The organism is Caballeronia sp. (assembly GCF_049581465.1).
In the GTDB taxonomy this organism is placed as follows: domain Bacteria; phylum Pseudomonadota; class Gammaproteobacteria; order Burkholderiales; family Burkholderiaceae; genus Caballeronia.
Window position 1 is genome coordinate 1 of record NZ_JBAUSA010000122.1, and the last position, 7,711, is coordinate 7,711.

Annotated in this window: 4 protein-coding genes; 2 read left to right on the forward strand and 2 right to left on the reverse strand. The window is 62.0% G+C overall.

Annotated elements, in window-relative coordinates; all coding sequences use genetic code 11:
* Nucleotides 1–155: 155 nt before the first annotated feature.
* Together WCA53_RS02975 and WCA53_RS02980 are read left to right on the forward strand one after the other, a co-directional pair.
* Complete coding sequence (locus WCA53_RS02975) at nucleotides 156–3,338, forward strand: multidrug efflux RND transporter permease subunit (RefSeq protein WP_423905296.1); 3,183 nt, start codon at nucleotides 156–158, stop codon at nucleotides 3,336–3,338.
* A 434-nt stretch (nucleotides 3,339–3,772) separates the two neighbouring features.
* Nucleotides 3,773–4,411, forward strand: coding sequence for a VC0807 family protein (locus WCA53_RS02980; protein ID WP_423905297.1), 639 nt, complete (start codon nucleotides 3,773–3,775; stop codon nucleotides 4,409–4,411).
* A 105-nt stretch (nucleotides 4,412–4,516) separates the two neighbouring features.
* Here WCA53_RS02980 and msbA read toward each other — a convergent pair whose 3' ends face one another.
* Both msbA and WCA53_RS02990 read right to left on the reverse strand, forming a co-directional pair.
* Nucleotides 4,517–6,235, reverse strand: coding sequence for a lipid A export permease/ATP-binding protein MsbA (gene msbA, locus WCA53_RS02985; RefSeq protein WP_423905301.1), 1,719 nt, complete (start codon nucleotides 6,233–6,235; stop codon nucleotides 4,517–4,519).
* A gap of 348 nt (nucleotides 6,236–6,583) precedes the next feature.
* On the reverse strand, nucleotides 6,584–7,711 hold a 1,128-nt coding region (locus tag WCA53_RS02990; protein WP_423905298.1), incomplete at its 5' end, for a nucleotide sugar dehydrogenase.

The window sequence follows — 7,711 nt, forward strand, 5'->3', positions numbered from 1 at the left end:
ATGCCGCGCGGCCCCAATCGACGCGCGCGCAATCGCGTCGTAACATGTCGCAAAATGTTACAAAGACGCGGAACACGGAACACCGCCGCGCAGGGAGCTACCGCCGCTCAATGCGCTCGGTCTTCGATAAACCCCATTGAATCGCCAGGAGCTGCGTGCCCACTTTTTTTATCGATCGTCCGGTGTTTGCCTGGATCGTAGCGCTGGCTATCTTCGTGGCGGGCGCACTGGTCGCACCGCTGCTGCCTGTCGCGCAGTATCCGCGCCTCACGCCGCCGCGCATCTACATTGACGCGAGCTACCCGGGGGCGTCGCCGGAAAGCACGGACAACACGGTGGCGAGCGTCATCGAAGAAAGTCTGGACGGTGCGGACGGGTTGCAATATTACGAGACCTCCAGCGACAACCTTGGCAATCTGGAGATCGCCGTCACGTTTTCGCCCAGCACGAATGCGGATCTCGCATTGGTCGATATCCAGAATCGCATGAAGCAGATTGAGCCGCGATTGCCGCAGCAGGTGACGCAGCAAGGCATCAGCGTGTTCAAGTCGACCGGCACGTTCCTCATGCTGGTCGCGCTCACCTCGACCGATGGCAAGCGCGATTCCGTTCAACTCAGCGACTTCATCAACCGCTACATACTGCGCGACCTGAAGCGCGCGCCGGGCGTCGGCGGGGCTGACCTCTGGGATGCCGGCGAAGCGCTACGGGTCTGGATGGACCCGATGAAGCTGCGTGAATACGGCCTGGCCGCGGCCGACGTGACGCAAGCGATCGCATCGCAAAATGCCACCGTAACCGCCGGTATTCTCGGCGATACGCCGTTTGTCGCCGGTCAGCAGATGACAGCCTCAGTGACCGTCAAGGGCCAGTTGATTTCGCCGGCCGAATTCGGTGAGATCGTGTTGAAGGCCCGCCCGGACGGCTCGGCGGTGCGGCTGAAAGATGTCGCGCGCGTGGAGGTGGGCCGCGACAGCTACGCGTTCTATTCGCGGCTGAACGGCAAACCATCGGCCACGGTGGGGATCAAGCTATCGCCGCAGGGCAACGCGATCGAAACTTCGGACGCGATTCGCGCGCGGCTTGCGGAATTATCGAAGAGCTTGCCGCCGGGTGTAGCCGTCGAAATTCCCTTCGATACCTCCCGCTTCGTCCACGTTGCGCTCCACGAAGTCGCGCTGACGTTGTTCGAAGCCGTGCTGCTCGTCTTCCTCGTCATGTGGCTGTTCCTGCGCGACCTGCGCTACGCGCTCGTGCCGACCATCGTGATTCCGGTCGCGCTCACCGGCGCGCTGCTCGCGCTCTACGCGCTCGGAATGTCGATCAATGTCTTCACCATGTTCGCGCTCGTGCTGGCAATCGGGATTCTGGTCGACGATGCCATCGTGGTCGTCGAAAACGTCGATCGCGTGATGCGCGACGAAGGCCTGCCGCCCCGCGAAGCCACGCGCCGCGCGATGAAGCAGATGAGCGGTGCGATCGTCGGCATCACGGCTGTGCTCACGGCCGTATTCGTGCCGATGGCATTCTTTCCGGGCAGCGTCGGCGGGATTTATCGGCAATTCACGGTGGCGATGATCGCGTCGATCCTGGTTTCCGCATTCACCGCGCTCTCGCTTACGCCGGCGCTTTGCGCCAACCTGCTAAAAGCGCCGCCGCGCGGCTCGGCGCATTACGGTCGCGGCGCGGGAAATCGGCCGATCAGTTTTTCTGCGGCTTTCGACTGGACCTCGCGCGGCTATCGCTCGCTTGTCGCGCGCGTGCTGCGTCGCGCCGGTCCCATGTTCGCGGTCTATCTGGCGCTTGCAGGTGCGTGCGCCGTGCTCTACTTGAACATGCCGAACGGATTCCTCCCGCAGGAAGATCAGGCGCAACTCCAGGTCATGGTGCAATTGCCGGCGGGCGCCACGCAATCGCGCACGCTCGCAGTCATCGAACAGGTCGAGGCTGTGTTGAAACGCCAGCCGGCCGTATCGAACGTGACTAGCGTGCTCGGCTGGAGCTTTCAGGGCAGCGGCCAGAACGTCGCGATGTGTTTCGTCGACCTGAAGGACTGGTCGGCGCGGGACACCGACGCTGCAACGTTGCGGGACACGCTGAACGATTCATTGTCGAAGATCGTCGATGGCACGGTGTCCGTCGAAATGCCGCCCGCAGTGCCTGGCATGGGCCATTCCGAAGGTTTCGTGATGCGGCTGGAGGATCGCGGCGGCATTGGTATCGAGGCGCTGGCTGCGGCGCGCGCGCAGCTTTTCGCGCAGGCGCAGGCCGACCCGGTTTTCGCCGATGTCCATTCGGACGCGCTGCCCGATGCGCCGCGTATCGTGCTCGACATTGATCGCGCGAAGGCTTATGCGCTCGGCGTCTCCTTCGACAAGATCGGCGATGCGCTTGGCAACACGTTCGGTTCGACGTATATCGACGACTTCCCTGCTGGCGGGCAGATGCGCCGCGTGATGGTCGCCGCCGACGCGCCTTCGCGGATGACCGAGGAAAATCTGATGAACCTGACGGTGCGCAACGCTGCGGGGCAGATGGTCGCATTGTCGTCGGTTGCGTCGCTGCACTGGACGACCGGCCCAACCGTGCTGACACGTTATAACGGATCGCCCTCGCTCGATGTCAGCGGCCGGCCGGCCAACGGCTATAGCTCGGGGGTGGCGATGGCGGAAATGGAACGGCTCGCCCGGGCGTTGCCTGTGGGCGTCGGCTTTGACTGGACTGACGCCGCGCTTGAGGAAACCCGTGCGGCGCGGCTCACGCCGGTGTTGATTGGTTTGTCGTTGCTGGCCGTGTTCATGGCGCTCGCGGCGCTGTATGAGAGCTGGGCCATCCCGCTCGCGGTTCTTTCGATTGTGCCGCTCGGCATTATTGGTGCGGTTCTCGCGATGTATTCACGCGGCATGCCGAACGACGTGTATTTCAAGGTCGGCATGATCACTGTGATTGGTTTATCGGCGAAGAATGCGATTTTGATTGTGCAATTCGCGCGCGTGCTACATGCGGAGGGGATGCCTATTGCGGAAGCCATCGTGTCGGCGGCTAGCGCGCGTTTCCGGCCGATCGTGATGACATCGGCGGCATTTTTGCTTGGCGTGTTGCCGTTGCTGGTGTCGAATGGTGCGGGTGCGGAGAGTCGGCGTTCGATTGGGACGGGCGTGTTTGGCGGCGCGATCACGGCGACCGTGCTCGGGTTGATTTTCACGCCGCTCGCGTTCTACCTGGTGGTGCTGGTGAAGGGACGCGCCGCGCGCTGGTTCAGGTCGATGGCGCGAAGCAGAGCCGTTGCGGCGCGGCGCGAAGCGCCGGGTGCGGAGACGCAGGCGTCACAGGAGTGATTGGCGCTGAAGCTGATTTGTGAGAAGGGAGCTGGGGAGGGTTCGGGCGATGAAATTCCAGACTGGGGCGTTGGAGGCGAAGCGAGTGCGCGCCGTAGGAGCTTGAGGTGGGTTTTCGGCTGCGAGCGTGGGATTCGGGGGCCGTGCTACGTTCGGGCCAAAGACCTGAAATGGTCAACGACGACACTTAGGTATTCGCGGTTTAAAACGCGTTTCTTTGCTTCGTTTCTTTGCGCGTTTGCAAAGAAATGAAGTCCCGCCCCGGACAGGGCTAACAGTAATAAGCAAGAAAATCCGACTTAAGCAGAACGACCACGCGAGAAGAAGGACTCCACCCTAACCTCACACTCTCCGCGAGCAGCACCCCGCCCACCCTGCCCCCACACTCGCCGCAGAAACCCTACCCCACCCCAAACCGCCGCCAGCAGGCACCCATGAAACTACGCTTCGGAATGATCGTCGAACTCGCGGTCAACCTTCTTCTGCCCTGGGTCGCCTATCGACTCGCGCTCCCGCATTGGGGCGAACTCGGCGCGCTATACGCGTCGGCGGTACCGCCTATCGTCTGGAGTCTGTTCGAGTTTGCGCGAACAAAACGTGTCGATGCCCTCAGCGTACTGATTCTCCTCGGCATCGTATTGTCCATCGTGATGATGGCGCTCGGCGGTAGCCCCAGGCTTCTGTTGCTGCGCGAATCGCTCGTGTCCGGTGCGATCGGCGTCGCGTTCCTGTTGTCTCTCGTGATGAAGCGACCACTCACGTTTTATCTCGCGCGCGCCACAGTTGCGCGGGAAAGCGAAGGCGGCGCAGAGCGCTTCGAGGCACTCTGGAACGAACGACCCGGGCTGCGCAAGTCCATCTGGCTGATGACGCTCGTATGGGGCGTCGGGCTAACCGGCGAGAACCTGCTGCGAAGCTGGCTCGCGTGGCACTGGCCGATCGAACGATATCTCGTCGTATCGCCGTTCATCAGTTACGCCATTTTCGGTGGACTGACAGTCTGGACCCTGATATACCGCACACGGCTAAAGAACCGCACGGTCGCAAAAACGGCGAAGGCCGTCAGTTCTTGATCGCAATGCGCGTGAGGAAGTCCGCCCCTCAAAACGAAAAAACAATTAAAAAACGCGCCGGCAGCTTTTAGCTTCCGGCGCGTTCTTGCTTCCGACAAACCCGCTTCAGGCCGCTTGCTGCTGGTACTGGATCCGATGAAGATTCGCGTACAGCCCATTGTGACGCAGCAATTCCGCGTGGCTTCCCTGCTCGGCGATCTTCCCGCCCTCCATCACCAGGATCCGGTCCGCGCGCTCGATGGTCGACAACCTGTGCGCGATAACCAGCGTAGTGCGCCCCTTCATCAGCGTCTCCAGCGCCTGCTGCACATGCCGCTCCGATTCCGAATCAAGCGCGGACGTGGCTTCGTCGAGGATCAGGATGGGCGCGTCCTTATAGATCGCGCGGGCGATGGCAAGCCGCTGGCGCTGTCCACCCGAGAGCCGCATGCCGTTGCCGCCTACGCGCGTATCCATGCCTTCTGGCATCGCTTCGATCACGTCGGCCAGGTTGGCAGCAGCGAGAGCCGCCCGCACGCGCTCGCGATCCGGCGTCTGACCATAAGCCACGTTCGCTGCAATGGTGTCGTTGAACAGCACCACGTCCTGGCTCACCATCGCCATCTGGCTGCGCAAAGCGTGCAGGTCGTATTCGCTTAGCGGCACGCCATCGACGAGCACTTCGCCTTGCGCAGGATCGAAGAAACGCGGCAACAAGTTAACGAGCGTGGTCTTGCCGCTTCCCGATGCACCGGCCAGCGCGACCATCTCGCCCGGTGCAATCGTAAAGCTCACGGCGTCAAGCGTCGGCCGCCCGGTCGGGCTGTATCGGAACGATACATTGCGAAACTCCACTTCGCCGCGCGCGCGTTCGAGCGAACGGCCGCCGCCTTCCGGCTCGGCGGGTTCGTCGATGAGACCAAAGATCAGTTCCGCCGCCGTCATGCCCCGCTGCATCGGCTGGTTGATGTCGATCAAATGCTTGAGCGGCGAAATCACCAGCAACATCGACGTGACGAACGCCACGAAGCCGCCTACCGTCGTCTGGTCGCTGGTCGACTGGATCACCGCGACCGTAATCACGATCGCAAGCGCAATGGATGCCAAAAACTGCGTGAGCGGCTGCGCAAGCCCGCCGGACACCTGCATGCGCATGGAATAGCCGCGCAGCCGGCCGCTCATCTCGGTGAAACGCTCGTTTTCATACGGCTCGCCGTTATGAACCTTGACGACTTTGTAACCGGCCACTGTCTCTTCCACGATATACGACAGCTCGTTCGTCAGCATTTGATGCTCACGATTGAGCCGGCGCAAACGCCGGTTGATCTTGCTCACCAGCCAGCCGATGCCCGGCAGGATCACGGCGACGACCATCGTCAGCCGCCAGTTGAGAATGAACAAATAACCGAGCAGGAAAACCACCGTGAGCGAATCGCGCACAAGCGTGACGATGACGCTTTGAAGCACGTTCAGGATCTGGTTGACCTCGAACACGATGGCGTTGATGACCGTGCTCGCCGTCTCGCGCTGGAAGAAGCCGGCGCTGGTGTGAATCATCCGGTCGAACATCTTGAGGCGAAGCTGCAGCAGGATCCGGTTTGTGACATACGACAGCAGATAGCCCGATGCATACTGGGCCACGCCGCGCAGCAGCCCGAGCCCGACCACGGCCGCCGGCACAATCCACTTGGCGGCCGCGCTGCCTTTCGAACCGAAGCCGTGATCCAACAGCGGCTTGAGCAGCATCGGCATGCCGGCCTCGCTCGCGGCCACGAAGCCCATCGCAATCAGGCCCAGCACGACGACACCCATCAGCGGGCGGATGTACGGCCATAGCCTCTTCATCACAGCAGTCGGCGAAGTTGCTTCGCCGCCGCCGATCGTCTTGCTCAATGTGGGGTTTTGACTCAAAAGTTATCCTCGATCGTGTCGATTTCGTGCTGTTTCGTGCCTGTTCGTGCTGATTCCGTGCTGATACGCATGAAGTCGATCGACGTGCGATGCAATCGGGAAGAGTCTGGAAGACCATCGGCGCGCAGAAGCCATGCCCGCGCCAGCCAGCGCTTGCACGTAGCAATCCGCTATTGTAATGCGCCGGCCCAATCTGTCTCATTAAACGGCTCGCGCACAGACCCGCGCGGCGCCCGTTTCGTCCGGCAGAGGCTCAGATGGACATACACGCGTTGCGCCCGCCTAGAGGCGCCACGTCACAAGGCCGGCCGCATCGATTGCGTCGCGCGGCATGCACGATTTCACGTCGGCGAAAACGGCGCCTTGCTTGCCCAGCGCCAGCAGCGCGTCGGTCTTCGCCATGAACTCGCGATGCGATACCGCGAGCACGATCAGATCGGCGGGTTCGAGTTCATCGAACTGAGTCAGCTTGACGCCGTATTCGTGGAACGCTTCTTCGGGATCGGCGAGCGGATCGTGGAGCTGGACGGTGAGTCCGTAATCCTGCAGATGGCGCACGATATCGATCACTTTCGAATTGCGCAGGTCCGCGCAATTCTCCTTGAAAGTCAGCCCAAGCACGATCGCCTTGGCATGCAGCGGCGCGCGCCCGGTGCGGATCAGCGTCTTGACGACCCGCTCCGCAACAAATCTGCCCATCCCGTCGTTCACGCGCCGGCCCGCCAGGATCACGAGCGGCGAATAACCGGAGATCTGCGCTTTGTGCGTCAAGTAGTACGGATCCACGCCGATGCAATGCCCGCCCACCAGCCCCGGCGTGAAGTTCAGGAAGTTCCACTTCGTGCTGGCGGCATCAAGAACGTCGCGGGTATCGATGTCGAGGTAATCGAAGATGATGGCCGCTTCGTTCATCAGTGCAATATTCAGGTCGCGCTGCGTGTTCTCCATCAGCTTCGCGGCCTCCGCCACCTTGATCGATCCCGCGCGATACACGCCGGCCGTCACGACCGAACTGTAGACCTTTGCCACGAGATCCAGCGTGGCCGCGTCCGAGCCCGACACGATCTTCATGATGTTGCAAAAGGTGTGCTGCTTGTCGCCGGGATTGATGCGCTCGGGGCTGTAGCCGACCGTAAAGTCGCGGCCAAGTTTGAGGCCAGATTCGCGCTCGAGGATCGGGACACAGATTTCTTCGGTAACACCGGGATAGACCGTCGACTCGTAGACCACCACGTCGCCCCGCTTGAGCGCGCGCCCCACGGTCTGCGACGCAAGCCTGACCGGCGTCAGGTCCGGATGCGCGCCCGCACTGATCGGCGTGGGCACGGCGACAATGTGAAAATCGGCCTGCCTAAGCGTATCGACGCAATCGGTCAGCTCGAGATGCGCGGCGGCCAGTTCGTCGCGGCT

What these genes read in the sequence shown, in the direction of transcription:
- WCA53_RS02980 (WP_423905297.1), top strand. Translation starts at nt 3,773, where the DNA reads ATGAAACTACGCTTCGGAATGATCGTCGAACTCGCGGTCAACCTTCTT.
- msbA (WP_423905301.1), bottom strand. Translation starts at nt 6,235, where the DNA reads ATGAAGAGGCTATGGCCGTACATCCGCCCGCTGATGGGTGTCGTCGTG.